The sequence below is a fragment of the Thermobifida halotolerans genome (genome assembly GCF_003574835.2).
Classification (GTDB): domain Bacteria; phylum Actinomycetota; class Actinomycetes; order Streptosporangiales; family Streptosporangiaceae; genus Thermobifida; species Thermobifida halotolerans.
Map to the genome: position 1 here is coordinate 3,721,204 of NZ_CP063196.1, position 26,469 is coordinate 3,747,672.

Here is a 26,469-nt window from a genome sequence, read left to right on the forward strand (position 1 = left end):
CGCAGGGGCGATGCCCCGCACCGCCCCCCGGGATCGACGGGATCAACCCGCCTCGACGAACGCCTCGCGGAGGTAGTCGTGTACGGCACGCTCCGGCACCCGGTAGGAACGCCCCACCCGGATGGCCGGCAGCGTCCCGGAGTGCACCATTCGGTAGACCGTCATCTTGGAGACTCGCATGATCGCGGCCACCTCGGCCACAGTCAGGAACCTCACCTCTCCCAGCGAACCCTTGTTCCCGCTCATGTCCTGACGCTCTCTTTCCCGGACGTGCGCCCGCGTCCCTGTCTGCCGCGCGTACCGGCTCCCACTCTTCGCCCCGGCCGCGCTCGTGTGTCGCCCGACAACTTTCGACCCGTCCATTCTCAGAGTAAATCTCGGGTCACGCTATTAAAAGGGCGTTTTTGCACCGCGGACGGGACCGGGGGCACGGAGGCGGCGGTCGAGGTTTACCTCCTGGGTAGACCACTGCCCCCACCGGGAAAGCCCTGCGTGAACTGTGTTTCCGTCCGGCCTCCGGACCTTTGCGGCCACGGGTCCGGATTTCAGACCAGTCCCGCTCGGTGGATCACGTAGTCCGAAAGCGGGCGGTAGGTGTCCGGGAGGTATCCGTCGTCCAACGGCACCGTGGTATGCAGTTTTCCTTCGTGTTCGCCCAGGAAGAGCGCAGGATCGTTACTGTCGGCGAAGCCGATGGTCTCCACCCCGGCCTCGCCCGCCGCCCCCGCGAACCCGTGGTCGGCGATGACCAACTGCGGCCACGGCGTTCCCTCCTCCGCCAGGCGGGACAGCACCGCGCGCATCGCGAAGGGGTGGTGGCTGTGCCTGGGGGTCCTGCCGTCGACCACCATTCCCACGTCGTCGCGCCAGACCAGGATGCGGCGGGTCGGCGGGTACTCCCCCGAGACGTCGTAGGCGTATCCGGCCGCGGCGGTGACCACCGTGCACCCGTGGTCGACCAGCAGGTCCTTCCAGGTCCGGTAGACCTCGGCCAGGTTCCTGGGGTGTCCGGTCGCGAACATGACGCGTTCGCGGTCGCGTGCGGCCCGGGCCATCCGGTCGGCGACCGACTCCAGGGCGTCCACGGTGCGGTCGGGGTCGATGGTGTCGATCCCCCACAGGTAGCCCTCGTCCGCGACGACACCGCAGCGCTTGGCCATCAGTGCGAGGACGTCGGAGAACGACCACTCCCGGGTGAAGGTCAGCCCGAACTGATGGTAGGGGTCCCCCTGAACCAGCCGCCGGTAGTGCTTGAGGTTGTTCTGCCGCGGGGTGTCGACCTGCCCGGCGATCCCGGTGCGCACCAGATGGTCGATGAGTTCCGCGCGGGAGGGCGGCGTCACAGGTGGGACCCCCTTCTCACGTGCATGTCAAGATTCCGACAATTGCGGATTATCCCGACACCGTCTTACCCCGTTCGCACCGTGTTCAACTCTTCCCCGACTTCGGCGTTTCTTTCCGGTGCCGTCTCCTGCGGTTCACCGTTGCGGATCACAGCATCGGATCGATGCCGTGGCAGGGGAACACCGCCCTGCGGGTGGCGCGGATCGCGCGGTCCACCGCGTCGCCGGGGTCGAAGCCCGCCTCGAACGGGGTGTAGTCGGCCTTGTGGCCGTCGGTCATGTGCAGCGGGGCCACCTCGCCGGTGCGCTCCTTGACGAACTCGTGCCACTCGTCGGGGGTGCGCGTCTCGGGGTCGATCGGATACCCCGACGCCTGGGCCAGCAGGTGGCTCCAGGCACGCGGCACCACCTGGACGAGTTCGTATCCGCCGCCGCCGAGCAGGACCCAGCGCCCCGCGGCGGTCTCCTTGGCCAACTCGTGCAGGGCCTCGTAGGTGCGGCGCTGCCCGTCCAGACTGACCGTCAGGTTGGCCAGCGGGTCGAGCGTGTGGGTGTCGCAGCCCTGCTGGGTGACCAGCACCTCGGGCTGGAACTCGCGCAGCAGCGGTGGGACGACCGCGTGGAAGGCGCGCAGCCACATGGCGTCGTTGGAGCCCGCGGGGAGCGCCACGTTGACCGCGTACCCCTCGGCGTCGGGCCCTCCGATCTCCTCGGGGTACCCGGTTCCGGGGAACAGCGTCAGCGGGGACTCGTGCAGGCTGATGGTCAGCACCCGGGGGTCGTTGTAGAACATCTCCTGCACGCCGTCGCCGTGGTGGACGTCCACGTCGACGTAGGCGACCCGCTTGGCGCCCTGCTCCAGCAGCCAGGCGATGGCCAGCGCGGCGTCGTTGTACACGCAGAAGCCCCACGCCTTCCTGGGCATGGCGTGGTGCAGTCCTCCCGCGATGTTGGCGCCGTGTTCGGCCTCTCCGGTCCACACCGCGCGCGCCGCCGCCACGGAGGCGCCCGCGATCAGCGCGGACGCCTCGTGCATGTTGGCGAAGACGGGGTTGTCGAGGGTGCCGAGGGAGTAGGTCTCGTCGGGCCGCAGGGTCTGCCCGGCCCGTTTGACGGCGGCGACGTAGTCGCGGTCGTGGACGAGTTCCAGCAGGGCGTCGTCGGCCGGTTCGACCGGTGCGAAGGAGATTCCGGGCGCGTCGAAGACACCGAGCCGACGGCTGAGGTCCATGGTCAGTTCGACCCGGATGGGCGCGAGCGGATGCTGCGGGCCGAAGTTGTAGCCGGTCAGCCCGTCGTTCCACGCGATACGCAGCGAACAGCCCATACGCTCTCCCCGTCAACAGCGGTGTTCCTCACCACATTAGTTGACCGGAAAGGGCGGCGACCGGCCGGGATCAGCTCGTTTGTCCGCCCGAACCGGACCGTCAGCCCTCGGAGAGCTCGCGGCTGCGTCTCCGCGCGGCCTCCACCGCGTCGGTGAGGGCGCTGCGCAGACCGCGCCGTTCCAGCTCCCGCAGCGCGGCGGCGGTGGTCCCGCCGGGCGAGGTGACGGCCTCACGCAGCAGGGCGGGATGCTCCCCGGAGTCGCGCAGCATCGCCGCGGAGCCGACAGCGGTCTGGGCGACCAGCCGCTCGGCGGTCGGACGCGGCAGCCCCATGAGCACTCCCGCCTCGATCATCGCCTCGGCGACGAGGTAGAAGTAGGCCGGTCCGCTGCCGGACAGCGCGGTGACGGCGTCCATGTGCCGCTCCGGCACGCGCAGCACCTCTCCCACCGGGCGGAGCAGGGCCTCGGCGCGCGCCAGGTGCTCCTCCGAGGCGTGCGTACCGGCCGCGAGGGCGGTCATGCCCTGTCCGACCAGGGCGGGGGTGTTGGGCATGGCGCGCACCACCGCGGTCTCCGCGGCGAGGTGCTTTTCCAGCACGGTCGTGGTGATCCCGGCGGCCACGGAGATGACCAGGCGGTCCGCCGGAAGCGACGCCGCGATCTCGTTCAACGCCGCGACCATGTCCTGCGGCTTGATCGCGAGGACGAGCGTGTCGGCGCGGGCCGCGGCCCGCGCGGCGGGGACGCTGGCGACTCCGTAGCGCTCCCGCAGCTCCTCGGCGCGTTCCCGACGCGCCTCGGTGACGAGCACGTCGGCCGGGTCGTGCCCGGTGTTCAGAATTCCGGCGAGCAGGGCCTCACCCATCCGGCCCGCTCCGATGATCGCGATCATGCAGTCACACCTTCCGACGTCTGCCACGGTACGGCATGGGCGGTCCGGCCCACAGGAAGGATACGTCCGCACATGGCGCTCCTGTGATCCTGTACCTGTGGTCGCGTTCAGCGAGCGGGCGCGACCGCGGGTACGGGATCGCCGCTGTCAGTGCCGCTTCCGTTCGGACAGTCCCATGACCAGGCGGACCGCCGGGGCGTAGTGGGTCACGACCTCCTCCGGATCGGCCGAGGCCAGCGGTTCGGCGCGGATGATGTAGCGCACCAGGACCATCCCGAACAGCTGGGAGGCGATCAGACCGGCCCGCAGCGGCTCCACCCCGATCCTGGGCGCGATCCGCTTGGCGAGGATGTCGGTCATGAAGCCGCGCAGGACGTCGGCGGCCCGCTCACTGGTCATGGCCGAACGGAGCAGGGCGAGGAAGGGGGCCCGGTCGTGCTCGTCCCCCCAGACCCGCAGGAAGAGGCGGACCACCGTCTCGGCGGGGTCGTGCTCGGGATCGAGCATGATCCGTTCCAGCATCTCGCCCGGGTCGTAGGGGATCTCCATCGCCGCGATGAACACCCGGTCCTTGGTGCCGAAGTAGTGGTGCACCAGGGCGGGGTCGACCCCCGCCCTCCGGGCGATGCCGCGCACCGAGGCTCCGTCGTACCCCTTCTCGCCGAAGTCGAGACGCGCCGCCCGCAGGATCGCCTCGCGTGTCCGGGTCGTTCCCGGGCGCCGACCGGTCCGAGCCACCCCGCCCCGTCCTGTCCGTTCCGCCGTCCGGGGCCGCTCAGAGCCTGCCGCTGACCGTGCCGTCGCCTCCGACCGAGAACACGCGGGGCTCCCCGGTGGAGGACGTCGAGTGCACCACGATCCGCTCGCGGTCCTGGGCGGTCTGCCGCGCGCTCCGCGCGAAGTGCAGCCGGGTGAACGCCAGTGCCTCGGCCAGGTCCGTCAGCCGTCCCTCGCGGTCGGACTTGCGGGTGTTGACCTCCAGCACGATCTGGCCCCGGTAGTCGGTGTGGGCGAGGTGCTCCAGGAGTTCGGCGCAGGGCTGGCCGCCCCGGCCGGGGATCAGGTGCTCGTCGAAGTTCTGCCCGCCGACGCCGTCGGCGAGGTGCACGTGGGAGAGTCGGTCGCCGAGTTGGCGCGCCATGTCCATGGCGTCGGAGCGCGACATGGCGGTGTGGGAGAGGTCCAGGGTGACGTCGGGGTAGTCGCGGTCCAGCGGGTTCCAACTGGGCGCGTAGGGAACGACCTCCCTGCCCCGCATGCGCACCTGGTACATGTTCTCGACCGCGAAGACGACGTCGGTCTCCTCCTGCATCCGCTGCACGCCGTCCTCGAACTCCTTGGCGTACTCGCGCTGCCACTTGAAGGCGGGGTGCACCACGACGGTGGAGGCTCCCAGCGCCTCGGCCATGTCCTTGGACCTGAGGAGCTTGGCCCACGGGTCGCGGCCCCACACCCGCTGGGTGAAGATCAGGCACGGGGAGTGGATCGCGGTGATGGGGATCTGGTGGTAGTCCGACAGGCGGCGGAGCATGTCGATGTCCTGGCTGACCGGGTCGGCGGTGACCAGCACCTCGACGCCGTCGTAACCGAGCTTGGCGGCGATCTCGAAGGCCGCGGGCGTCTTCTCCGGGTACACCGACGCCGTCGAGAGGACGACGGGGGCGTCTGGAACCTGGATAGCGTTCACTTGAACCACCATACGTGCTGTCGTAACAGGAATGCCTGCGCGCATGTGGCCCGTAGGAGGGACGGCGCGCTGTGTCGCCGGGCCGCGGCGGGGGTCCGCGTCATCGTTAGGGTCGCTTAGGTGAACAAAGCGCTCGCCGGGGCGATTCCCAGCCCCAACATCTGGAACGCTCCGCGGACCTACGAGACGGAGAACCGCGCCGCCGATCCCGACGGTCGGATCGAGGAGGCGATGCGCGCGGTCCGGGGGTGGGCCGGAGCGCACGTTCTGGACATCGGTTGCGGCACCGGCTTCCACCTGCCGCGCTTCGCCGTTGAGGCGCGGCGGGTCACCGGGGTCGAGCCGCACCGGCGGCTCGCCGAGGCGGCTCGGGCGCGTGTGCGGGCACTGCCCAACATCACCGTACACACCGGGGTCGCCCAGCGTCTTCCGGTCGCCGACGCCTCGGTGGATGTGGCGCACGCGCGGTGGGCGTACTTCTTCGGTCCCGGCTGCGAGCCGGGCCTTGCCGAACTGGAGCGGGTGGTGCGGCGCGGCGGTGTGGCGTTCGTCATCGACAACGACGCCACCCGCGGCACCTTCGGCGACTGGTTCCGCCGTTCGCTGCCGTCCTATGACCCGCTCGCCGTCGAGCGGTTCTGGAGCGGCCACGGGTTCACACGGCGGTCCGTGGACATGGGGTGGCGCTTCGAGCGCCGCGCGGACTTCGAGGCGGTGGTGCGGATCGAGTTCCCTCCCGACCTCGCCCAGGAGATCATCGACGGCCACCGGGGGCTCGAGGTCGACTACGCGGTCAACCTCTGGTGGCGGGAGTACTGAACCGTCCACGTCGCCTCCTCTCCCGGCGGTCTACGGCGAACGGGCGCGGTACGGGCCGCTGCCCTTCCGTCCCCTACCACTCCCCTGCCCTGTCCGATCGCGCGCGCGGCGATCCGGTTCCGGACCACCGCGGAGAAAACCCGTCCCCCCGTCCTCTCGGACCGCCCCGGTCGGGCCGCGGCTGTCACCGGCAGGCGCTAGCGTGCTTGTATGGCGAGGGCAGCGAAGCGGACGTTCCGGTGTACCGAGTGCGGCTGGACCGCTCCGAAGTGGGTGGGTCGCTGCGGCGACTGCCAGGCGTGGGGCACCGTCGAGGAGGTCTCGTCGCCGGTGCCGGGCGGGGTGGCCCCGGTCAGGGTCGGCACGCCCGCGCGGCCCATCTCCGAGATCGACGTCGAGGCCGCCCAGGCGTCCCCGACCGGTCTGGAGGAGCTCGACCGGGTGCTGGGCGGCGGGGTCGTGCCCGGCGGGGTGATGCTGCTCGCCGGTGAGCCCGGGGTGGGAAAGTCCACCCTGCTGCTGGAGGTCGCCGCGTGCTACGCGGAACTGGGTCCGGTGCTGTACGTCACCGGCGAGGAGTCGGCGGGGCAGGTGCGGTTGCGCGCCGAGCGGGTGGGGGCGCTGGCTCCCAAGCTCTACCTGGCGGCCGAGACCTCGCTGGCCACGCTGGCCGGCCACGTCGACGAGGTGGTGCCGCGGCTGCTGATCGTCGACTCGGTGCAGACCATGAGCGCGCCCAACGTCGACGGGGTACCGGGCGGTGTCTCCCAGGTCCGCGAGGTCGCCGCCGGACTGATCCGGCTGGCCAAGGAGCGCGGGATCGCCACCGTCCTGGTCGGGCACGTCACCAAGGACGGCTCCATCGCGGGGCCGCGGGTGCTGGAGCACCTGGTGGACGTGGTGCTGCAGTTCGAGGGCGACCGGCATTCGCAACTGCGCCTGCTGCGCGCGGTGAAGAACCGGTACGGTCCCACCGACGAGATCGGCTGCTTCGAGCTCACCGACTCCGGCATCGTCGGCCTGCCCGACCCGAGCGGCCTGTTCCTCACCCGCCGCAGCGAACCGGTGCCGGGCACCTGCGTCACGGTCACCGTCGAGGGGCGGCGTCCCCTGATCGCCGAGGTGCAGGCACTGGTGGCTCCCACCGCGCTGCCGCAGCCGCGCCGCGCCACCTCGGGTCTGGACTCCGCGCGGGTGGCGATGGTGTCGGCGGTGCTGGAGAAGCGGGTCAACCTGCGGATGGGGACGGCCGACGTCTACACCTCCACGGTCGGCGGGGTGCGCCTGGTGGAGCCGTCGGTGGATCTGGCGCTGGCGCTGGCGCTGGCGGGGTCGCACACCGATCTGGCGCTGCCGCGCGGGATGGTCGCCATCGGCGAGGTGGGGCTGGCCGGTGACGTGCGCGTGGTCAGCGGCCTCCAGCGTCGGCTGCAGGAGGCCCAGCGGCTGGGGTTCACCACCGCGATCGTGCCCGCCAGCGCCGACGATCCGGTCGAGGTCGAGGGCATCACCACCGTGGGCGTCACCGATCTGGGGCAGGCGCTGCTCACCGCCTTCCCCGACCTGCGCCGCTGATCCGGCAGCGGCGCACGGGCGCCCCCGGAGCCGTGCACCAGCGCCGGAAGGTCGAGAAGACGACCCGGTGAGCCCCGACTCCCAGGGGGAAAATGTGAGGTGACCTCAGCCCCAGGGGGAAGTCTGAGGTGGCCTCAACCCGAGGAGGGTTGTCACCTCGGCCCCGTGGGAGCGGGCGGGACAGGGGTGAAGGCACACGCCCGCGGGAGGGGGGTGCTGTCGGCGGCCGGTCGAGGCGCCCCGGCCCCGAACCCACCAGCGCCCCAGGGCGCCGAGTCCGGCCGCGGCCGACCCGTGGTCACCCGCCCCGGACGCTTTCCTGGAACACCTCGCTCTTCCGGTCACCCAGCGGCCTCCGCACACCTCCCCGGCATCCCGACACCGGGTGACACAGCCCATGGTGGTGACCCTGGGTGATCGGACGTTGACTTTTCTGATTTGGGTACTTTATGGTGATCCGCGCCACAGAAGTGGCGGCCGGCGGGCGGGCGACCCCCGATCTTCTCCTGTTGCCAGCCCGAGTCCCCTCCCCTGTTTGGGAGCGCTCCCAGCCCTCCTCCGGTCCCACCCACGCCCGTCCGGGCGTGCTCCCCCGAAAGGACACAGGCAGTGGGCACACCGACCCTCCTGATGAAACGAATACGCGTCGGCGCGGTCGCGGCCGCCCTCGCAGCGACCGCGCTCGTCCCGCTGGCGCCCTCTCCCGCCCTCGCCGCCGACGGCGACGACTGGCTGCACACCGACGGCAACCGGATCGTGGACGCCGCGGGCAACGAGGTGTGGCTCACCGGAGCCAACTGGTTCGGCTTCAACACCAGCGAACGCGTGTTCCACGGGCTGTGGGCCGCCAACATCGAGGACGTCACCCGGGCGATGGCCGAACGCGGCATCAACATCGTGCGCGTTCCCGTCAGCACCCAACTGCTCCTGGAGTGGAGGGACGGCCAGGCCGCGCCGAGCGGGGTCAACGAGTACGTCAATCCCGAGTTGACGGGCATGAGCAACCTCGAGGTCTTCGACTACTGGCTGCAACTCTGCGAGAAGTACGGCCTCAAGGTCATGCTCGACGTGCACAGCGCCGAAGCCGACAACTCCGGCCACGTCTACCCGGTGTGGTACAAGGGCGACATCACGACGGAGGACCTCTACGTCGCCTGGGAATGGATCACCGAGCGCTACAGGAACAACGACACCATCGTCGCCGCCGACATCAAGAACGAACCCCACGGCAAGGCCGACGAGGACCCCCGCGCCAAGTGGGACGGCTCCACCGACGTCGACAACTTCAAGCACGTCTGCGAGACCGCGGGCAACCGCATCCTCGCCATCAACCCGAACATGCTCATCCTGTGCGAGGGCATCGAGGTCTACCCCGAGGACGGACAGAACTGGTCCTCCACCGACAGCCGGGACTACCACTCCACCTGGTGGGGCGGAAACCTGCGCGGCGTCGCCGACCACCCCGTCGACCTGGGCGCGCACCAGGACCAACTGGTCTACTCGCCGCACGACTACGGCCCCAGCGTCTTCCAGCAGGAGTGGTTCGAGGGCGAGTGGAACAAGCAGACCCTGACCGAGGACGTCTGGCGCCCCAACTGGCTCTACATCCACGAGGACGACACCGCGCCGCTGCTGATCGGCGAGTGGGGCGGCTTCCTCGACGGCGGCGACAACGAGAAGTGGATGGAGGCGCTGCGCTCTCTCATCGTCGAGGAGCGACTGCACCACACGTTCTGGGCGCTCAACCCCAACTCCGGGGACACCGGCGGTCTGCTCGGCTACGACTGGGTGACCTGGGACGAGCAGAAGTACGCCTTCCTCGAACCCGCCCTGTGGCAGCACGACAACAAGTTCGTCGGCCTGGACCACCAGGTCCCGCTGGGCGGCAGCGGCTCCACCACCGGTCTGTCGCTGAACCAGTACTACGGCGACGCCCCGACCGACCCGCCCACCGACCCGACCGACCCGCCCACGGACCCCACCGACCCGCCCACGGACCCTTCGGGTGAACTCCAGGTCCAGTACCGCAACAACAGCCTCTCCACCGACGACAACCAGATCGGTCCGGGGCTGCGACTGGTCAACACCGGAGGCACCACGGTCGACCTGGCCGACGTGGAGATCCGCTACTACTTCAGCAACGAGTCCGGCGGCGCCCTCCGGTACTCGTGCGACTGGGCACAGGCGTCCTGCTCCAACGTCAGCGCGTCCTTCGGCTCGCTGTCCGCCCCGGGCGCCGACTCCTACCTGGCGCTCACCCTCAGCGGCAGCCTGGCCCCCGGCGCCTCCACCGAGGTCCAGGGGCGCGTCCACACGTCGAACTGGGCGAACTTCGACGAGAGCGACGACTACAGCCGCAGCGCCGACACCGAGTGGACGGTCACCGGGACGGTGACCGCGCACATCGGCGGAACGGTGGTCTGGGGCGCCCCGCCCGCCTGACACGTCCGCTCGGTCGGGAAGCGGAAAGGACCGCGCCGCCGCTGGCCACTCCTTGTGCGGCTGCGGCGGCGCGGTCCCCGTACGGCTACAGCACGGCGGCCAGCCGCTCGTCGTGCAGGCGCTCACCCCACGACGGCGGCAGCGGCGCGATCTCGCCCACCCGCCAGCGCAGCAGCAGGTCGGCGAGCGCCGGGTTGCGCGGCAGCGCCGGACCGTGCAGGTAGGTGCCGAGGATCTGCCCCTGGTAGGCGCCCTCGGTGGCGTCGTCGTTGCCGATTCCCCTGACCGTGGTCGACAGGGGCTTGGCCGACGGACCGATCGCGGTGCGGCCCTGGTGGTTCTCGAACCCGGTGATCCGCCCCACGCCCAGGGCCGGGTCCACGTCCGCGACGATCTCCCCGACCGCCCTGGTCTCCCCCCGGCCGCTGCGCACGTCGAGAATGCCGACGCCGGGCAGCGGGTTGGCGGCGTCGTCGCCGTAGGTCTCGCCGATGATCTGGTATCCGGCGCAGACCGCGAAGACCGCCGCGCCCCGCTCGGCCGCCCGCTTGAGCCCGCCGTCGGCGCGCAGCCGCTCCGCCGCGAGGATCTGCGGCCGGTCCTCGCCGCCGCCGAGCAGGTAGATGTCGCCCTCCACCGGAACCGGATCGCTGGAGTGGACGCGCACGATCTCGGTGGCGATGCCGCGCAGTTCGGCGCGGCGCCGCAGGATCAGCACGTTGCCCTGGTCGCCGTAGGTGCTGAGCAGGTCGGGGTAGATCCACACGATCCGCAGTGCGCTGCTGGTGTCGCTCATGGGACTCCCCCTCTACTGGATACGGCCGTAGGCCGTGCGGATCTGCTGGAAGGCCGTGTAGTTGGCGATCACGTCGACCTTGGTGATGTCGGGCTGCTCCGACTTGAGTTCGGTGAGGATCTGCTCGACGCTGTCGGCCACCTCGAAGGGCACCTCGTCGGTCTCCAGGCGCAGCGCGAGGTCGGTGCGGCGCTCCCCCATCACGAACACGCGGCGGCCGCGCAGCACCGTGTAGTCCACGTCCCACAGCCAGGAGGTGTCGCGTCCGTCGGGGATCTGCGCGTTCACCGAGAGAATGACCGGCACCCGCGGCGGGTCCAGGACGGCGAACGACTCCAGCCAGCCCGCCGGGTTCTTGGCCAGCAGCAGCCTGACCTCGACCCCGTTGGTGACCACCGAGGTGTAGCGTCCGGCGACCGACTCGATCTCGCGCAGCCGGGGCAGCGCCTGCTCGGGGCGGATTCCGTAGGCGGCGGCCGTGGCCAGCGCGATCGCCGCGTTGGCGCGGTTGGCGTCCCCCGGCAGCCGCAACTGGAGTTTGTGCTTCTGGCCTTCGGGGTCGGTGACCGTGTCGGCGGTGTTGTCCACCGACCACGTGGTGGCGGGCCTGCTCAGCCCGCACTCGGGGCACTCCCAGTGCGGGTCGGGCTCACGCTTGAGGTGGCCTCCGCACTCGGGGCAGCACCACGAGTCCTCCTTCCACCGCTGCCCGGCCGCGACCCAGGTCGCGTGCGGCGCGCCGAGTCCGGCCCAGGTGACCAGGGGGTCGTCGGCGTTGGCGACGACGTGCGCCTGGCTCTCCGACAGGGCTTCCCGCCACTTCTTGGCCAGCAGGTTGATCTCGGAGGCGCGGTCCATCTGGTCGCGGCTCAGGTTCATCAGCACGACCACGACGGCGTTGGTCTCGCGCAGCACCTGCGGCAGGTACTTCTCGTCGGTCTCCAGGACACCGACCCGCGCCCTGGGGTGGTTGGACAGCGCGGTGATGTGGCCGGTCGGCATGTTCGCGCCGTGCTCGTTGGTGGCGATCTCACCGATCTCACGCAGGGCCGAGGAGATCAGCCGGGTCGTGGTGGTCTTTCCGTTGGTAGCGCTGACCAGGGCGATCCGGCGTCCGCGGGCGAGTTCGGCGAGCAGGTTCGGTTCGACCTTGAGCGCGATTCGCCCCCCGATGACCGAGCCGTCGCCGCGCCCGGTGGCCCGGGACAACGAGGCCGCGCCCCTGCCCAGCGCGGCAGCGAGCTGGGCACGCAAGGGAAGTTCGCTCATTGATCCCCACAACGTTCGATGGAAGAGAGTAAGAGACGCCTTCGCTACAGGCGGCCGTCCCAAGCCTATTGCCCTGTCAAGGGCGCAAACCGTCACGACGCCTCGGGTTGCGCCTTCTTCACATTTCCGGAGTGCCCGGTTAACACGTCCGTCCGGTCCCCGGGCCGGTGCGGGCGGCGCTCACCCCACCGGACGCCGCCAGTCGAGGCGTTCGGGGGGCGGGCCGACGTTGGCCTCCGCCTCCTCCCCGGCCGGTTCGGCCGTGTCCGTCCCGGCCTCGGCGTCGGCCTCCTCCGCGGTCCTCAGCGTCGCGGTGGGCAGGGTGAGGATTCCGGGATTGGTGTCGGCGACCACCGGGGCACCCGAGGGACCGGGCAGGACCATGGCGGTGTGCGGCAGCCGCCGCAGGCCGTAGACGTCCAGCTTCTGGGTGATGAGCCGGTCGGTGCTGTCCTCGGCCGACAGCGTGTCCTGCTCGGCCGCGTGCGTGGTGGCCTTGCCCCAGGCGGTGGCCGCGCGGATGTGCCGGACGAGGGTGAGCGGAGCGATCGACTTGGCGGCGTGGCGGACCGGGGAGGCCGCGGTGACCCGCTGGGAGGTGTCGGTGGTGTAGCCGTCGGCGGTGGTTCCGTCCAGCGCGGCTCCGACGATCTCGGTGAGCGGGTGCAGCCGCACCCGGCGGTCGGCGCCGAGGAAGTCGGCGACGGCCGCGGCCGAGTCCGCGTCGGGCTGGCGCATGACCACGGGCAGGACTCCTTCCGCGCGCAGTTGGGCCAGGGCGTTCTCACCCGCCCGCCGGTACAGCAGCACCACCCCGGTGGCCAGTCGCGCGGCGGCGTCGGTCAGGCGGCGCACCGCCCACTCGGGCAGCGCGTCGGCACCGCACAGGACGATCATGCGCGTCCACGGCCGTCCCGGTCCGCTCCGGGCGGCCCGCAGCTCCAGCAGTGTGCTGAGCGACTCGGCGGTGTAGGTGCCGTAGGCACGCTCGGCGAACTCCCCGGCGCTGCGGTCGGTGGCGATGATCTTCACCTGGGCGTAGGGCTCCTGCTCGGCGCGGATGCCCAGTCCTTCGAAGGGCAGCAGTGCCCGACGCAGCGCGCAGGCCCGTTCCGCGGCCGCGGGGTCGTCGGCGAACGCCTCGCGCAGCTCCTCGCGTTCCCGGCCGGTCAGCAGGGCCAGCGCCGGATCGTCGCGGGCGTCGTCCTCCCCCGGCAGTCCGAGCCACCCGAGTGCGGCGACGACCCGTACGATCTCGGCGTCACCGCCCAGCACCGCGAAGATCCGCTCCAGGACGCCCCGGTCGGCGTCGACGTCTCCTCCGGGATCGACGGCCCGGACCGTGGCGGCGAGGATCGCGGCGCGGCGGCGGGTGTTGAGGTTGGCTCCGAGCTTCATCCGGGGCAGGTCCGCGGGCAGCACCCAGACCCGGGGGATGAGACCGCAGCGTTGGGTGAGCGCGACGAACTGCCCGGCGACCGCACGCCCCGAGAGGTCGACGACGGTGAGGTCCCCGCCGTCCCTGATCAGGGCCGCGCCGACCGTGGTGAGCAGCGCGGACCAGCCGATCTCGGCTCCGCCCACGGCGACGACCCGGTGGGTGTCCTCGGAGACCTCGACGGCGTGCCAGCGAGGCTGGGCCTCGTAGACGCGCCTGCGGTGCTGCCACTCGGTGTACCGGGCGGCGTGCTCCTCCTGCCGCTCCCGGAGTTCACGCCGCTTCCTCTCCTGTTCCGAGGCGCGTCGGCCCCGTTCTCTGGCGAGCAGTTCTCCCATGTCGCTGCGGCTCTGGGCGAGGACGAGGAACACCGGGAACGCCACGGCCAGGCAGGCGAGGCAGCCGAGGACGGCGAGGAGGAGCGGCATCACCCCGATCATGGTCAGCAGGAGCATGACCGTGCCGATGAGGACGAGAAGGCACAGGCCGACCAGCAGGGGACGGTTGGTCTCGGCTTCGGAGCGGCGTTTGGCCGTCTCCCAGTCGGCGTCGGCGGCGCGCTCCTCGGGGGTGGGGCGACGCGGCGGCGGCCCCGGCGAAGGGACCAGCGTCTCGTAGCGCCAGCCGAGAAAGGGCCTGCCTGACCGTCTGCGCTCCGATCGGTCGTCGGGCAACGCTCACAACCTCCCACCCGGCCACGAGGGGACAGACCGGCGAATCCTCAGGCGATGGACACGACTGTGGCCAATTCGTAGCCATGGTGTCACGGCTTTGCGGAAACCGGTCCACCGGATCGGCGCTGCCCGCGTCAGTCCGGTCCCGCCTGGCACGCGGCCCGGTAGGTCTTGCCCTCGGTGGTCGCGGTGGCTCCGTCGGCCGCGCTGGCCGTGACCGACCAGGCCACCGAGGCGTCCAGGGGCAGTCCGCCGACGCTGGCGTACCAGTCGCCGGGGGCGTCGCCGGGGGCCATGGCGACCCGCTGGGAGCCGGAGGGACCGGTGACGGTCAGGGTCACCGCGGTCGCCTCTCCCCGGGTCCGGGCGGACACCGCCAGGGTCCAGGTGGCGGGGCACTCCTCCTCGGTGGCGTCCCGCGCACCGGCGGAGAGGGACAGCGGGACGGCCGGGGACTCGCCGTCTCCCGGCTCGGGCTCCCCGGCGTCCGGGGAGGCGGGGGCTCCGGAGACCGGGACCTCCGTCTCGACCGCGTCCGCCTCCGGGGCCCGGGGCTCCCGCGCGGTCGGGTCGGCCGCGGCCGTGGTCTCCGGAGAGGGGACGGAGAGGCGGGGTTCGACCGGTTCCAGGGAGACCACCGGTACCGCCTCGACCTCGTTGCCGCCCGCCGCCACCTCGGCCAGCAGCGGCAGCGCGGTCCAGCCCGCCAGGGCCAGGACCAGCAGCCCGGCGGCCAGCGTCAGCGCGGCGGACAGCCGCCCGGGACCGGCGGGGGTCCTGGTCGCTCCGTCGCCCCGCGCGGGGAAGCCGTCGCCGCGGTAGGGGCCGGCCTGGGCGGCGAACTCGGCGTGGTGGGAGACCAGTTCGGGGTCGAAGGCGTTGGTCAGCAACTGCTCGCGCAGGAAGGCGGGGGCCGCGGCGATGGGCAGCACGCCCAGCAGCGACGCGGGGGCCACCAGTGCGGCGCGTTCGCGTTCGCAGTTCTCACACGTGGCCAGGTGACGGTTGATCCGCTTGCGCCACAGCGGGCTGAACCGGCCGTCCCACCCCCGGAGCAGGGTGCGCAGCGCTTCGCAGTCGCGGCCCCGGGTACGTGCCACCAGCAGCGCGCCTATGGAGCGTTCGAGCTGGGCGCGCGCGGTGGAGGCCACCGCGTTGGCCTGTTTGACGCCGACGCCGAGGACCGCGGCCAGTGCGGGACCGTCCAGTTGGTGGCGCAGGGTCAGGTGGATGACCTCGTGCTCACGCGGGTTGAGACCCCTCATCGCCTCGTGGACGAGGTCGCGTGTCTGCTCCCGGTGGACTTCGGTCTCGGGAGGGCGCAGGGTCTCGTCGCTCATGTCCGTCGCCTCGTCGAGTGCGGTGAACCGGCCGCGGGTGCGGAGGACGCGGTGGCACCGGGAGCGGGCGATGGCGTACAGCCAGGGGCGCAGCGCGTCGGGGTCGCGCAACTGGGTGATCCGCTCGCGTGCGATGAGGAAGACGTCGTGCACCGTGTCGGCGGCCGCCTCGGCGTCGTCGAGCAGCCTCAGACTGTAGTCGTAGAGGCGATCGGCGTAGGCTCGGTACGCCTCGCTCAGTCCGTCCCGCTCGCCTCTCGCGATCGCGTGCACGATGTCTGCGTCACGCATGGCCAAGAGCCTAGCCTCGCTGTCGGTTCCGGCATAGTCCCGCCAACGGTGGTGGCGCGACCGCGGTCACGGTTCCCCGCTTCCGCGGTCGCGCCGTCTCGGGTGGCTGCGGAATCAGCCTTCGATGCCGTCGCCGTGCTGGTCGCGGCGCCGGTACAGCAGCAGTCCCCCCGCGCCGACCGCGGTGAGCAGCCCGCCCGTTCCCGCGAGCAGTGCCAGACCGGGGCCGGTCACCGGCAGCCCGCTGTCGGCTCGGGGCCTGTCGGCGGGGGCGTCGTGGGGCCTGTCGGCGGGAGTCTCCCCGGGCCCGTCGCCGGGTTCGCTCCCCGGCTCGTGGGGGGTGTCGGCGGGCAGGCAACTGTCGGAGACGTGGGTGAGGGGGCAGTCCGGCAGGGGGGTGTCCGGCGGCTCGGGGGTCCCGGGGCAGTAGACGTGGTCGTTCTTCACGAAGCAGCCGTCCTCGTCGAGGGGGACGGGGTGCTCGTCGCCCGGGCAGTACACCCGGCCGCGGTCGTCATGGTGGAAGAAGCACCCGCCGTCGGTCTCGGTCCAGCCGTCCTCCTCGGGCCCGCAGGGCTCCTCGACGGTGCACCCGTCGACCGGCGGGTCCTCCTCGCCGCTCTCGCAGCCCTCGTCGGGGCAGGGCGCCGGGGGAGTGTCCTCGGGCGACTCCTCGAGCTCGTCCAGCAGCACGAGGGGGCCGGACGGGAGCGGCAGCGGGGTGAACGGCACGGTGGGCTCGGCCTCGACGAGCGGGCCGCCCGAGGCCGGGCCGACGTCGTCGGCGAGCGCGGAGGAGGCCGTGGCCGGGGAGGCGATCCCCGTGCCGACGGCGAGGATCGCGGCGGTCAGTATCCGCCGGATACGGAGGGTGGGCATCGTCGCGGCTCCTTGGTGTGCGTCGTTTCTGCGCGTTCACCGGTAAGAGCCACACCGGGGGCCGGGGACAACGGTTTTTCGGCGCGAATCCCGGAAGAATCTTCCCGGCCCCGGAAACGCCGGTGGCGACGGGAGACCCTCCCGTCGCCACCGGTGGACGGCCGCGCCGCGACGGCCGTCCGACGATCAGGCCTGCACCTGCAGGTCGACGACCTTGCCGGTCTCGGCGTCCACCGCGTACTCGGCGGTGAAGCCCTTGGAGGCCAGCACCCGGATCTTCCACTCGCCGTCGGCGGCGAAGAAGCGGAAGGTGCCCTCCTCACCGGTCACGACCTCACCGACGAAGTCGTCGGAGGCGCTGAGCAGGCGCACGTAGGCGCTGGCGAGCGGCTGGCCGTCCCGGGTCACCGTGCCCTGGATGACCGCCTGGTCCCCCGCGTCGACGTCGGCGAGGGCCACTCCCCCGACCGGGGCTCCGCATGTGCTCACTTGGCCTCCCCCAGCTCCACCGGGACGCCCACCAGGGAGCCGTACTCGGTCCAGGAGCCGTCGTAGTTCTTCACGTTCTCCAGCCCCAGCAGCTCGTGCAGGGCGAACCAGGTGTGCGAGGAGCGCTCGCCGATCCGGCAGTAGGCGATGATGTCCTTGTCCAGGTCGACCCCGGCCTGCTCGTACAGCTCCTTCAGTTCCTCGTTGGACTTGAAGGTGCCGTCCTCGTTGGCGGTCTTGGCCCACGGGATGTTGCGGGCGGTCGGGATGTGGCCCGGGCGCTGCGAGGTCTCCTGCGGCAGGTGCGCGGGAGCCAGCAGCTTGCCGGTGAACTCGTCGGGCGAGCGGACGTCGACCAGGGCCTTGCTGCCGATCGCGGAGACGACCTCGTCGCGGAAGGCGCGGATGGAGGGGTCCTGCTCCTTGGCGGTGTAGGTGGTCCTCTCGCGCTGCGGGACCTCCTCGACCAGCTCGCGGGACTCCAGCTCCCACTTCTTGCGGCCGCCGTCGAGCAGGCGCACCTTCTCGTGGCCGTAGAGCTTGAAGTACCAGTAGGCGTAGGCGGCGAACCAGTTGTTGTTGCCGCCGTAGAGCACGACGGTGTGGTCGTTGGCGATGCCGCGCTCGGACAGCAGCGCCTCGAAGCCGGCCTTGTCGACGAAGTCGCGACGGACCGGGTCCTGGAGGTCCTTCTTCCAGTCGATCTTGACCGCGTTGCGGATGTGGCCCTTGTCGTAGGCCGAGGTGTCCTCGTCGACCTCGACGATGACGACATCCGGGTCGTTCAGGTGAGCCTCCACCCAGTCGGCGTCCACCAGGACGTCGGAGCGGCTCATGGGAACCTCCTTGGTTGTGTTTCTGCTGCTTGACACAGCGTGCGAATCTTCCGGAACGGAACGTCGCCGTCCGGGACGCACTCGTGCCCCCGTTGTCGTGGCGGGTCGGGTGCGTTGCGCGTCGGGAAGCGGAGAACGGCCCGTGTCACGGGTGTCGTCTCCGCGCGGAGTGGCGCGTGGGAGAGGGTGCGGCGGCGGGAAGGCCGCGAGGCCGTGAGCGTGGTCGCTCTAACAGGCAGCGTGACAGAGCGCCGTGGCGACACGGCAGAAGTCGACGGCGCGTCGCTTCGTCAAGAGCGCGTCTGTCAGGAAAGTCACGGAGACGATGTTACGTGCTTGACACTCCGATGTCACGGGTGGGCTGTTTCACAGGCCGCGGGCCGGAGCCGTCCGCCGCCGCCCGCGGCGGCGAACGCCGGTGGTGCGGGGTTTGCGCGGCAGGCCGGTGCCGCCCGCCGCGACCGCGGCGCCGTGGACGGGGCCGGGAAAGAACATCCCGCACCACCGGGTGCGGGAGTGGTGCGGGATGTTCTCGGTGTGCGGGCGGACGGCGGCGGGTCAGGCGTCGGAGGAGCCGACGATCTGCACGTCGCTGCCCACAGCGGTGGCCTGGATGCCGTTCGGCAGCAGTTCCACCTCGGTCACCCTCAGGTCGAAGGGCAGGCGGGGAAGCTGCACCGTGGGCGCGAGCATGGTCTGCGCCCAGCTCATCGGCACCAGTTCCTCACCCAGTTCGACGTCGCTCGGGGTGACGATGAGGACGTCGTCCTCCACCTCGATCTGGAACCTGCTGGAGACGGAGACGCTGAAGCCCTCGTAGGCGAGGTCGCCGGAGATGCGGGGCTCCCCGTTCTCGCTCTCGATCACCACGCCGGGGGGCAGCCGCTTCTGCAGCTCGCTGTAGGGCAGCAGCACCGTGCCCTCAACGCCTCCGGCCACCACGTTGGGCTGCGACAGCAGGTCGGAGAAGGGGGCCCTGACGTCGGTCAGCGTCACGTCGACCCGGTCGACCTGCACCTCCTCGACGGTCAGTGCGCCGGTGACCACGTGGATCTCCTGGTATTCCCCGCCGATGGCCTGGTTGAGGAACGGGAAGCCCCCGATGGTGACCTCCGGTTCGGCCGCCATGTCGTACTGCTGCGCGATCCGCTTGGCGATCTCACTCTCCGCCGCGTAGTGGGACCCGCGGTCGGCGGCCACCAGCAGCACCAGCAGGAAAATCAGGAAGACGAGGAACTTTCGCATCGGGCTTCCAGCACACTCCGTAGATTCAGCGAGCCACGCTGCGCTTCGAACGCACCGGACCCGGGTATCGCTAGGAGATTACTTCAGTCGTCCGGTTGGTCCGGATCCGCGGTGGAGTATCCCAGTGAACTTTGAGGAAGCACCCAGCTTCGGGAGCCTGCCGTCGGGTGCCCCGGCCGGGATCAGTGCGGCATCAGCATGTCGGGGAGGTTGTCGGCCGCCGACGCCCCCGCCAGGGACAGCTCGATGACGTTGGTGGCCACGATGTGGCGGACGCAGCGCCGCGCGAAGTCGATCACGTGCGGCTGCTGCTCGTGTTCCTCGTAGGCCAGGCGGTCGCGGTAGATGGCGTAGACGATGCGCTGCTGCGGAGAGCTGGGCACGGTGTGGCAGGCGTACAGGAGCGTGTCGGGCTCCAGTCGGCTGACCTCGTCGACGACCTCGTCCACGCAGTCGTCGAAGGCCGCCTCGTGGCCCTCTTTCAGCGTGTAGATGGTGATGATCCCCTGGACCTTGGGGGCTCTGCGCGGTTCGGGCTCCGGGGCGTCGAAGTCGCCGGGTTCGGCCCTGCGCCGCCCGCGTCGCACCGGCTCCTCGTCGAAGTCGTCGTGGTCGGCTCTGCGCCGTCTGCGTCGCACCGGCTCCTCCTCGTCTTCCTCGTCGGGGTCGTCGTCGAAGAACTCGTCCTCGTCGCGGTCACGGCCCCTGCCCCTGCGCCGGCCGCCGCGACGCGGCGGGGCGCTCGCCCTGAGCACCGCGACCCACAGCGCGCTCACCGCTCCCAGCATCATGAGCTGGCCGAGCGGGCCCAGTCCGAACCGGCTGACGAGGATCTCCAGCAGTGCCGCCAGCGCCACCAGTCCCAGCACGCCCAGTTCGTGCCGTCCCCGCGCCGGCGCCTCGGGCATGCGCCGTGCCGCCGAGACCGCCGCGGTCAGCAGCGCCACCAGGACGAACAGGTGCACGAGCGCGAGGACGCCCATCGGGATCGCGTCGTAGTGCTCCGACGCGGCCGGATAGCCGCTGTCGAAGCGTCCGCGCAGCCGGTCCAGGCTGAGGACCACCAGCGGGACGACGGTCAGCGTGGTGACCACCAGACGCGTTCCGAACCGGCCTCTGGGCGACTCCACCGCGTACTCGACGGCTCCCCACCCCAGGAACAGCGGTCCCAGCAGGCCCACACCGATCTGGAGGATGCGGAAGGTGGCGTTGGAGAAGTCCAGGAGGGCGGCGGGGAAGGCCGCGCTGAGCGCGACCGTGGTCGCCACCGCGGCCGTCACCCAGACGACGGTGGCGATTCCCGGATACCGATAAGCACGCGCGCCGAGCGCCGCGGTGGCGCTCCAGGCCACCAGGGCGCAGACGAATGCAAGTCCTACCTCGACCATCCCGACAATGATGCTGCACTTTTCGGACGGAACGCGCATTCGGTTCCGGAGCAATCCAACCCAGGAGTGGGATCATTCTGGCATATCGGTCATTTTTGACAGGGATATGTGACTTACCTCACTCCCCATGTCTTCGGGTTCCCCAACCGCGACCCACCCGCCATCCCTGCCCGTAGGCTCGTCTCCATGTGGAGCCGTCTCCGAGACCGTGACCACGGCCGCACCGCGCTCGCCGGAGCGGCCTCCGCCACGGCAGCCGCCAACACCCTCGTCCACACGGACGACGCGCACGCCTCCGACGAGCGTGCCGATCCCCACAGAACCGCCGCCTTCTTCGACGTGGACAACACGCTCATGCGCGGCGCGTCCATCTACCACTTCGCCCGCGGACTGGCCGCACGCGACCTGTTCACCACCCGTGACCTCCTCCGGTTCGGCTGGGGGCAGATGGTCTTCCGGATCAGCGGCTCCGAGCAGCGCAACCACATCAACGCCGCACGCGAGGCGGCCCTGGCGTTCGTGGCCGGGCACAAGGTCGACGACCTGGTCACGCTGTGCGAGGAGATCTACGACGAGACCATGGCCGACCGCATCTGGGAGGGCGCGCGGCGGCTGGTGCGGCGCCACCTCGACGCCGGACAGCGGGTCTGGCTGGTCACCGCGACCCCGGTGGAGCTCGCCGACATCATCAAACGCCGCCTCGGACTCACCGGCGCACTGGGCACGGTCGCCGAGTCCGTGGACGGCGTGTACACGGGCCGCCTGGTGGGCGACCTGCTGCACGGCCCCGCCAAGGCCGAGGCGGTCCGCGCGCTCGCGGAGCTGGAGAACCTCGACCTCACCCGGTGCACCGCCTACAGCGACTCCTACAACGACCTTCCGCTGCTGTCCCTGGTGGGCCACCCCAACGCGGTCAACCCCGACGACGACCTGCAACGGCACGCCCACACGCACGGCTGGCCCGTGCACGACTTCCGCAGGCACCGCACCGCGCTGACCGTCGGCCTGCCCTCCGCGATGGCGGGAGCGGTGGCGGGCGGGGTCCTGGTGGGCCTGCTACGCCGCCGCAGACCCCTCTGAGCGGCGGTCACGGCGCGCCGCCCGGAGAGGCGGGGAGGCCGCGGCGCGCCGCTCAGGCGCGCCGCTCAGGCGCGGCGCAGCGGGCGGCGCCGACGGCGGGCCGGGACCGTGCGCGACACCGCGCACCCGGCCACGTAACTGTCGAAGGCCTCCTGCGAGGTGTAGGTCGGCGACCAGTCGAGGGCGCGCTGCACCGCGCTGCAGTCCAGGAGGCGGCCGGAGTCCAACTGCCGCAGCCGCTCGGGGGAGTAGTCGAGCCGTCGGCGGCCCGCCAGGCTGCCCAGTACCCGCAGCCCCGGTTCGGGCACCGGCAGCATCATGGACCGCCCGGCCCGGCGCAGGCACTGCGACAGCGGGATCGCGTCCGGGGCGGCCACGTCGAAGACGCCGTCGCGGTCGGTGAGCGCCATCCTGCGGATGACCTCGACCCCGTCCTCCTCGTGCAGGAACTGCATCCGGGGGTCGTGGCCCCGCAGCACCGGCACCAGACGCCGCTCCAGGTACTGGGTGAGCGGAGACTCCACCGACGGCCCCATGAGATCGGCGAGGCGCAGCACCGCGATGGACAGGTCGGGCCGTCGGCGGCCGAGACCGCGCACATAGCGCTCCGACACGGCGGCCTCGGTGAGTTCTCTCGGTCGCGCCGTCCTCCGGACGCGGATCCTCTCGGCGTCCGGAACCTCCTGGCGCGGCTCGTGCGCACAGCCGTAGACCGCGGCCGTGGAGCGGACGACGAGCCGCCGCACGCTGCTGGACCGCTGGCACGCCTCCAGCAACTGCATCGTGCCCAGGACGTTGTTCTCCGCCGTCCGCGCACGCCCCGCCGTCTGCGGCGCGACGGCCAACCGGAGATGAAGGACGGTGTCGGCGCCCGAATCCCGTACGGCCGCGGCGACACCGCCGCCGTGCAACCCGGCCCGGACGAACTCCGTCCGTCCCAGCGGATGCTCGGGCGCCGCGGAGTCGACGCCGATGACTCGTTCCACGTCGGGGTGGTCCTGCAGGGCGGTTGCGACTCTGGCCCCCAGATAACCCGAGACCCCGGTGACAAGCACGACGCGGGCCATATCGACGACTCCTTCAACGGGCGGAGGTGGCGGAGGAGGGTTGTCTCCGCGTCGCTCGCAACCACCACACCCGCCGTGAGGGGAACCGGTCCTCGCGACACGTCCGCGGAGAGACAGGCCTACTTCTTGTTGCGGCGTGCGATACGGGTCTTCTTGAGCAGCTTGCGGTGCTTCTTCTTCGCCATGCGCTTGCGACGCTTCTTGATGACCGAACCCATGGGATCACCTCGGTTGCACAATCGGTGGAAAGAGCATGACGGCGTGACACGGGACAGGGGACCGATCCGCCGTCGGGGCGGGTGCGGCGGCACGCGACACGCGGCCCGACACCCGGGTGAGCCGCCTCGTCCGAAGCGGCGCCCAAAAAACTAGCCTACCCTCTCCGTCCGCGGGACGAACGCGGCCGTTTCCTCCTCGGCCCGGAACGGGCAGCTCAGGCCCCCGGTATGGCGGAACTGCCGGGGTACAGGGACGCCGCCGGTTCGGCGTAGGAGACGGCGACCAGTCGCTCCTCCTCGAAGGTCAGCGAGGTGACACTGGCCAGGTTGCACTGGCGTCGGTCCGGACGGTGCCACAGGCGCTGCTTCTCGGCGGCGCGCCGGATGACCCAGATGGGGAGCTGGTGGCTGACGCACACCGCCTCGCGCCCCCACGCCTCCTTGCGCACGTGGCGGACGACCTCGCTCATGCGCCGCACGATCGCGCGGTACGGCTCGCCCCAGGAGGGCAGGAACGGGTTGTACAGCCTGCTCCAGATGCGCGGGTCGGCGATCGAGCGGGAGGTGAAGGGCTTTCCCTCGAAGCGGTTGGCGGCCTCCAGCAGCCGCGCGTCGAGATGGACCTGCAGGTCGAGCCCGGTGGAGATCGGCTCGGCGGTCTCCTGCGCCCGTTCCAGCGGCGAGGAGTACAGCACCGCGACGTCACGGTCGGAGAGCCACTCCGCCGCGAGTTCGGCCATCTGGCGTCCCCGCTCGCTGAGATGGAAGTCGGGAAGCCTCCCGTAGAGGATTCCCTCGGGATTGTGCACCTCACCGTGGCGCAGCAGGTGGATGACGGTGGTCGTGGACATGGCGCCGGACCGCTTTCCTTCTGGTTCGTTCCTGGCCCGGTTCACGCGGTGACGGAACCGGGGCGGAGGTGGACCGTCCGCGTGGTCCCCACCGTATCGACCGCCTCGCGCAGGGCCTCCACCATCGCCTGCACCGCGGGACGGCGCCTGGACTCGCAGCGCCACACGATGTAGAGGTGGCGTACCAGGCGGGGACGGACCGGGACCGCGACAACCCCCGCAGGAAGAGTACCCCTGCCCAGGCGGGGCAGTAACGCGACACAGTGGCCTTCCGCGACCAGGGCCAACTGGGTGGGGTACTCCTGCGAGAAGTGCACGATGCGCGGTTCCATCCCGTGGGAGCGCAGCGTGTGGCACAGCCAGGCGTGGCAGATGTCGCTGGGCGGGGCGCCCACCCAGTCCTCGGTGGCCAGGTCGGTGACGGCCAGCGTCGCACGGTCGGCCAACGGGTGCGCGCTCGGCAGCGCGATCTCCGCCGGGTCGTCCATGAGGTGGAGCTTGTCCATCCCCTCGGGGAAGGACAGCGGCGAGCCGCGCCAGTCGTGGACGACGGCGAGGTCGAAGTCGCCGCGCAGCACCTGCGGCAGCGCGGCCTTGGGGTCGCACTCGTGCAGCTCCACGGTGAGTTCGGGGTGGGCCTCGGTCACCGTGCGCAGCGCACGCGGCATGATCCCGCGCGAGGCGGTGGCGAAGGAGGCGACCTTGAGCTTGCCCACGACGCTGCCGCGCTTGGCCTCCAGGTCGGCCTCGGCCTCGGCGACGAGACCGAGGATGCGTTCGGCGTGCCCGGCCAGCAGCATCGCGGCGTCGGTGAGCCGGACTCCGCGCCCGCTGCGTTCCAGAAGCCGGCAGGCGGTCTCCCGCTCCAACTTGGCGATCTGCTGGGAGACCGCGGAGGTGGTGATGCCCAGAACCTCCGCGGCCGCGCTCACCGAACCGTACTCGGCGATCGCGTGGAGCGCCCTCAGGCGGTCGAGATCGAGCATCACCCCATCGTAAAGATCTCTTTAACAGTGGGCCAGCGAAATCCGTAGCCCGACTGCGCGGGCGGCCCCGGCCTCCCGGACCTGGGCCGCCCGGAGCTCTTCCCGGTCAGCCCGCCTGGGCCGCCGCCTTGGCCGCGGCGGGCAGCGCGGAGACGATCCGGTCCAGGGCCGCGTCGTCGTGGGCGGCGGAGAAGAACCACGCCTCGAACGCCGCGGGCGGCAGGTAGACGCCCCGCTCCAGCATCGCGGTGAAGAACGCCGCGTAACGGGCGGTGTCCTGGGCGCGGGCGCCGTCGAAGTCGACCACCTCGGTGTCGGTGAAGAACACCGTGAACAGGTTGCCGCCGTGCTGGACGCGGTGCGGCACGCCCTCGGCGGTCAGCGCCTCGCCCACGGCCGCGGAGACCCGCGCGGCGGCGGCGTCGATGCGCGCGTAGACCTCGGGGGTGGCGTTGCGCAGCGTGGCCAGACCGGCGGCGGTGGCCAGCGGGTTCCCCGAGAGCGTGCCCGCCTGGTAGACGGAGCCGCTGGGGCTGAGCTGGTCCATGAGGTCGGCCCGGCCGCCGAACGCGGCGGCGGGCAGCCCGCCCCCCATGACCTTGCCGAAGGTCATGAGGTCGGGGGTGACCCCCTCCAGACCGAACCAGCCCGACGGGCTCACCCGGAAGCCGGTGAGGACCTCGTCCAGGACGAGCAGCGCGCCGTGCCGCGCGGTGATCTCCCGCAGCCTGGCGTTGAAACCGTCCCTGGGCGGGACCACACCCATGTTGGCGGGGCACGCCTCGGCGATGACGCAGGCGATCTCGTCGCCGGACTCGGCGAAGGCCGCCTCGACCGCGGCGGCGTCGTTGTAGGGCAGCACGATGGTGTCGGCGGCGCTGGCCCCGGTGACCCCGGGCGAGTCGGGCAGGGCGAAGGTGGCGACCCCCGAACCGGCGGCGGCCAGCAACGCGTCCACGTGGCCGTGGTAGTTGCCCGCGAACTTGACCACCTTGGCGCGGCCGGTGGCGCCGCGGGCCAGCCGGATCGCGGACATGGTGGCCTCGGTGCCGGAGTTGACCAGCCGCACCTTCTCGACCGGGGTGCGCGCCACGATCTCCTCGGCCAACTCCACCTCGGCGGCGGTCGGCGCGCCGTAGGAGGTTCCCCTCGCCGCGGCCTCGGCCAGGGCCTCGACGACGGCCGGGTGGGCATGCCCCAGGATCAGCGGACCCCACGAGCAGACGAGGTCCACGTAGGTGTTTCCGTCGACGTCGGTGAGGTGGGCCCCCCTGCCCGACGCCATGAACGGCGGGGTGCCTCCGACCGCCTTGAAGGCCCGGACCGGCGAGTTGACCCCGCCGGGGATCACGGCGCGGGCGCGTTCGAACAGCTCACGTGATGTCTGATGAGTAGCCACCTCTTCAGTCTGTCAGTACCTCGGCCGCACCCGTTTCCGGGACTCGGCCGCCCCGCCGGGTCGGCTCCGGGGGGCCGCGCCGGTGTCCGGACCGGCCCGCGAGCCCCTGCGAACCGGCGGGTAACTTTGGGGGCG

General features: G+C 71.3%; 26 protein-coding genes. 4 read left to right on the plus strand and 22 right to left on the minus strand.

The window, feature by feature from the left end; all coding sequences use genetic code 11:
• Positions 1-42 precede the first annotated feature (42 nt).
• The 6 genes from NI17_RS16670 to NI17_RS16695 form a co-directional block, all read right to left on the minus strand.
• On the minus strand, positions 43-246 hold the full coding sequence (locus NI17_RS16670) for a helix-turn-helix domain-containing protein (protein ID WP_068688188.1): 204 nt from the start codon (positions 244-246) through the stop codon (positions 43-45).
• A 299-nt stretch (positions 247-545) separates the two neighbouring features.
• Positions 546-1,343, minus strand: a complete 798-nt coding sequence (locus NI17_RS16675; RefSeq protein ID WP_068688187.1) for a phosphatase — start codon at positions 1,341-1,343, stop codon at positions 546-548.
• Positions 1,344-1,491: 148 nt separating this feature from the next.
• Entirely contained in the window at positions 1,492-2,670 is a 1,179-nt protein-coding gene (locus tag NI17_RS16680) for an acetoin utilization protein AcuC (protein ID WP_068688186.1), read from the minus strand.
• 100 nt (positions 2,671-2,770) lie between these two features.
• Complete coding sequence (gene proC / locus NI17_RS16685; RefSeq protein ID WP_068688185.1) at positions 2,771-3,565, minus strand: pyrroline-5-carboxylate reductase; 795 nt, start codon at positions 3,563-3,565, stop codon at positions 2,771-2,773.
• A gap of 147 nt (positions 3,566-3,712) precedes the next feature.
• Positions 3,713-4,303, minus strand: coding sequence for a TetR/AcrR family transcriptional regulator (locus tag NI17_RS16690; RefSeq protein WP_068688184.1), 591 nt, complete (start codon positions 4,301-4,303; stop codon positions 3,713-3,715).
• Positions 4,304-4,340: 37 nt separating this feature from the next.
• On the minus strand, positions 4,341-5,252 hold the full coding sequence (locus tag NI17_RS16695; RefSeq protein ID WP_068688183.1) for a sugar phosphate isomerase/epimerase family protein: 912 nt from the start codon (positions 5,250-5,252) through the stop codon (positions 4,341-4,343).
• A 120-nt stretch (positions 5,253-5,372) separates the two neighbouring features.
• Between NI17_RS16695 and NI17_RS16700 the strand changes: the two genes are divergently transcribed.
• From NI17_RS16700 to NI17_RS16710, 3 genes are all read left to right on the plus strand, one after another.
• Positions 5,373-6,071 carry a class I SAM-dependent methyltransferase gene (locus tag NI17_RS16700; RefSeq protein ID WP_211329476.1) on the plus strand — a complete coding sequence of 233 codons (699 nt, stop codon included), beginning with the start codon at positions 5,373-5,375 and terminating at the stop codon, positions 6,069-6,071.
• A 210-nt stretch (positions 6,072-6,281) separates the two neighbouring features.
• On the plus strand, positions 6,282-7,646 hold the full coding sequence (gene radA / locus NI17_RS16705; protein ID WP_068688182.1) for a DNA repair protein RadA: 1,365 nt from the start codon (positions 6,282-6,284) through the stop codon (positions 7,644-7,646).
• Positions 7,647-8,255: 609 nt separating this feature from the next.
• On the plus strand, positions 8,256-10,088 hold the full coding sequence (locus NI17_RS16710) for a cellulase family glycosylhydrolase (RefSeq protein WP_199859927.1): 1,833 nt from the start codon (positions 8,256-8,258) through the stop codon (positions 10,086-10,088).
• A gap of 85 nt (positions 10,089-10,173) precedes the next feature.
• Here the strand turns inward: NI17_RS16710 and NI17_RS16715 are convergent, their stop codons facing one another.
• The 11 genes from NI17_RS16715 to NI17_RS16755 form a co-directional block, all read right to left on the minus strand.
• Positions 10,174-10,884 (minus strand): type 1 glutamine amidotransferase, encoded by a 711-nt coding sequence (locus NI17_RS16715; RefSeq protein WP_068688181.1) that lies wholly within the window; start codon positions 10,882-10,884, stop codon positions 10,174-10,176.
• 12 nt (positions 10,885-10,896) lie between these two features.
• Complete coding sequence (locus NI17_RS16720) at positions 10,897-12,153, minus strand: MurT ligase domain-containing protein (protein ID WP_068688180.1); 1,257 nt, start codon at positions 12,151-12,153, stop codon at positions 10,897-10,899.
• 180 nt (positions 12,154-12,333) lie between these two features.
• The gene (locus NI17_RS16725) at positions 12,334-14,265 is read right to left on the minus strand and encodes a hypothetical protein (protein WP_119268011.1); all 1,932 of its coding nucleotides are present in this window, start codon (positions 14,263-14,265) and stop codon (positions 12,334-12,336) included.
• Between the two features lie 134 nt (positions 14,266-14,399).
• Positions 14,400-15,896, minus strand: coding sequence for an RNA polymerase sigma factor (locus tag NI17_RS16730; protein ID WP_068688178.1), 1,497 nt, complete (start codon positions 15,894-15,896; stop codon positions 14,400-14,402).
• 114 nt (positions 15,897-16,010) lie between these two features.
• On the minus strand, positions 16,011-16,775 hold the full coding sequence (locus NI17_RS16735) for a hypothetical protein (RefSeq protein ID WP_068688177.1): 765 nt from the start codon (positions 16,773-16,775) through the stop codon (positions 16,011-16,013).
• A gap of 186 nt (positions 16,776-16,961) precedes the next feature.
• Positions 16,962-17,264 carry a DUF1416 domain-containing protein gene (locus tag NI17_RS16740; protein ID WP_068688176.1) on the minus strand — a complete coding sequence of 101 codons (303 nt, stop codon included), beginning with the start codon at positions 17,262-17,264 and terminating at the stop codon, positions 16,962-16,964.
• The gene (locus NI17_RS16745) at positions 17,261-18,100 is read right to left on the minus strand and encodes a sulfurtransferase (RefSeq protein ID WP_068688175.1); all 840 of its coding nucleotides are present in this window, start codon (positions 18,098-18,100) and stop codon (positions 17,261-17,263) included. Before NI17_RS16745 ends, NI17_RS16740 begins: the two co-directional genes overlap by 4 nt.
• A 228-nt stretch (positions 18,101-18,328) precedes the next feature.
• Complete coding sequence (locus tag NI17_RS24720; RefSeq protein WP_424565557.1) at positions 18,329-18,454, minus strand: putative leader peptide; 126 nt, start codon at positions 18,452-18,454, stop codon at positions 18,329-18,331.
• A gap of 12 nt (positions 18,455-18,466) precedes the next feature.
• A complete protein-coding gene (locus tag NI17_RS24465) occupies positions 18,467-18,595 on the minus strand; it encodes a hypothetical protein (protein ID WP_267887163.1) in 129 nt (42 codons plus the stop codon).
• Positions 18,596-18,658: 63 nt separating this feature from the next.
• Positions 18,659-19,345: an LmeA family phospholipid-binding protein gene (locus NI17_RS16750; RefSeq protein ID WP_068688174.1), complete on the minus strand. Its 687-nt coding sequence runs from the start codon at positions 19,343-19,345 to the stop codon at positions 18,659-18,661.
• A 182-nt stretch (positions 19,346-19,527) separates the two neighbouring features.
• Positions 19,528-20,733, minus strand: a complete 1,206-nt coding sequence (locus tag NI17_RS16755; protein WP_068688173.1) for a putative quinol monooxygenase — start codon at positions 20,731-20,733, stop codon at positions 19,528-19,530.
• 186 nt (positions 20,734-20,919) lie between these two features.
• On the opposite strand from NI17_RS16755, the gene NI17_RS16760 reads away from it, so the two are divergent.
• Positions 20,920-21,813, plus strand: a complete 894-nt coding sequence (locus NI17_RS16760; protein ID WP_084012405.1) for an HAD family hydrolase — start codon at positions 20,920-20,922, stop codon at positions 21,811-21,813.
• A 65-nt stretch (positions 21,814-21,878) separates the two neighbouring features.
• Here NI17_RS16760 and NI17_RS16765 read toward each other — a convergent pair whose 3' ends face one another.
• The 5 genes from NI17_RS16765 to hemL form a co-directional block, all read right to left on the minus strand.
• Positions 21,879-22,880 (minus strand): NAD-dependent epimerase/dehydratase family protein, encoded by a 1,002-nt coding sequence (locus tag NI17_RS16765; RefSeq protein WP_068688172.1) that lies wholly within the window; start codon positions 22,878-22,880, stop codon positions 21,879-21,881.
• A 119-nt stretch (positions 22,881-22,999) separates the two neighbouring features.
• Positions 23,000-23,098, minus strand: a complete 99-nt coding sequence (locus NI17_RS16770; RefSeq protein ID WP_078760640.1) for a 30S ribosomal protein bS22 — start codon at positions 23,096-23,098, stop codon at positions 23,000-23,002.
• Positions 23,099-23,313: 215 nt separating this feature from the next.
• Positions 23,314-23,949: a histidine phosphatase family protein gene (locus NI17_RS16775; RefSeq protein ID WP_068688171.1), complete on the minus strand. Its 636-nt coding sequence runs from the start codon at positions 23,947-23,949 to the stop codon at positions 23,314-23,316.
• A gap of 41 nt (positions 23,950-23,990) precedes the next feature.
• Entirely contained in the window at positions 23,991-24,935 is a 945-nt protein-coding gene (locus tag NI17_RS16780) for a LysR family transcriptional regulator (protein ID WP_068688170.1), read from the minus strand.
• 106 nt (positions 24,936-25,041) lie between these two features.
• Positions 25,042-26,334 (minus strand): glutamate-1-semialdehyde 2,1-aminomutase, encoded by a 1,293-nt coding sequence (gene hemL, locus NI17_RS16785; protein ID WP_068688169.1) that lies wholly within the window; start codon positions 26,332-26,334, stop codon positions 25,042-25,044.
• Positions 26,335-26,469: the final 135 nt, after the last annotated feature.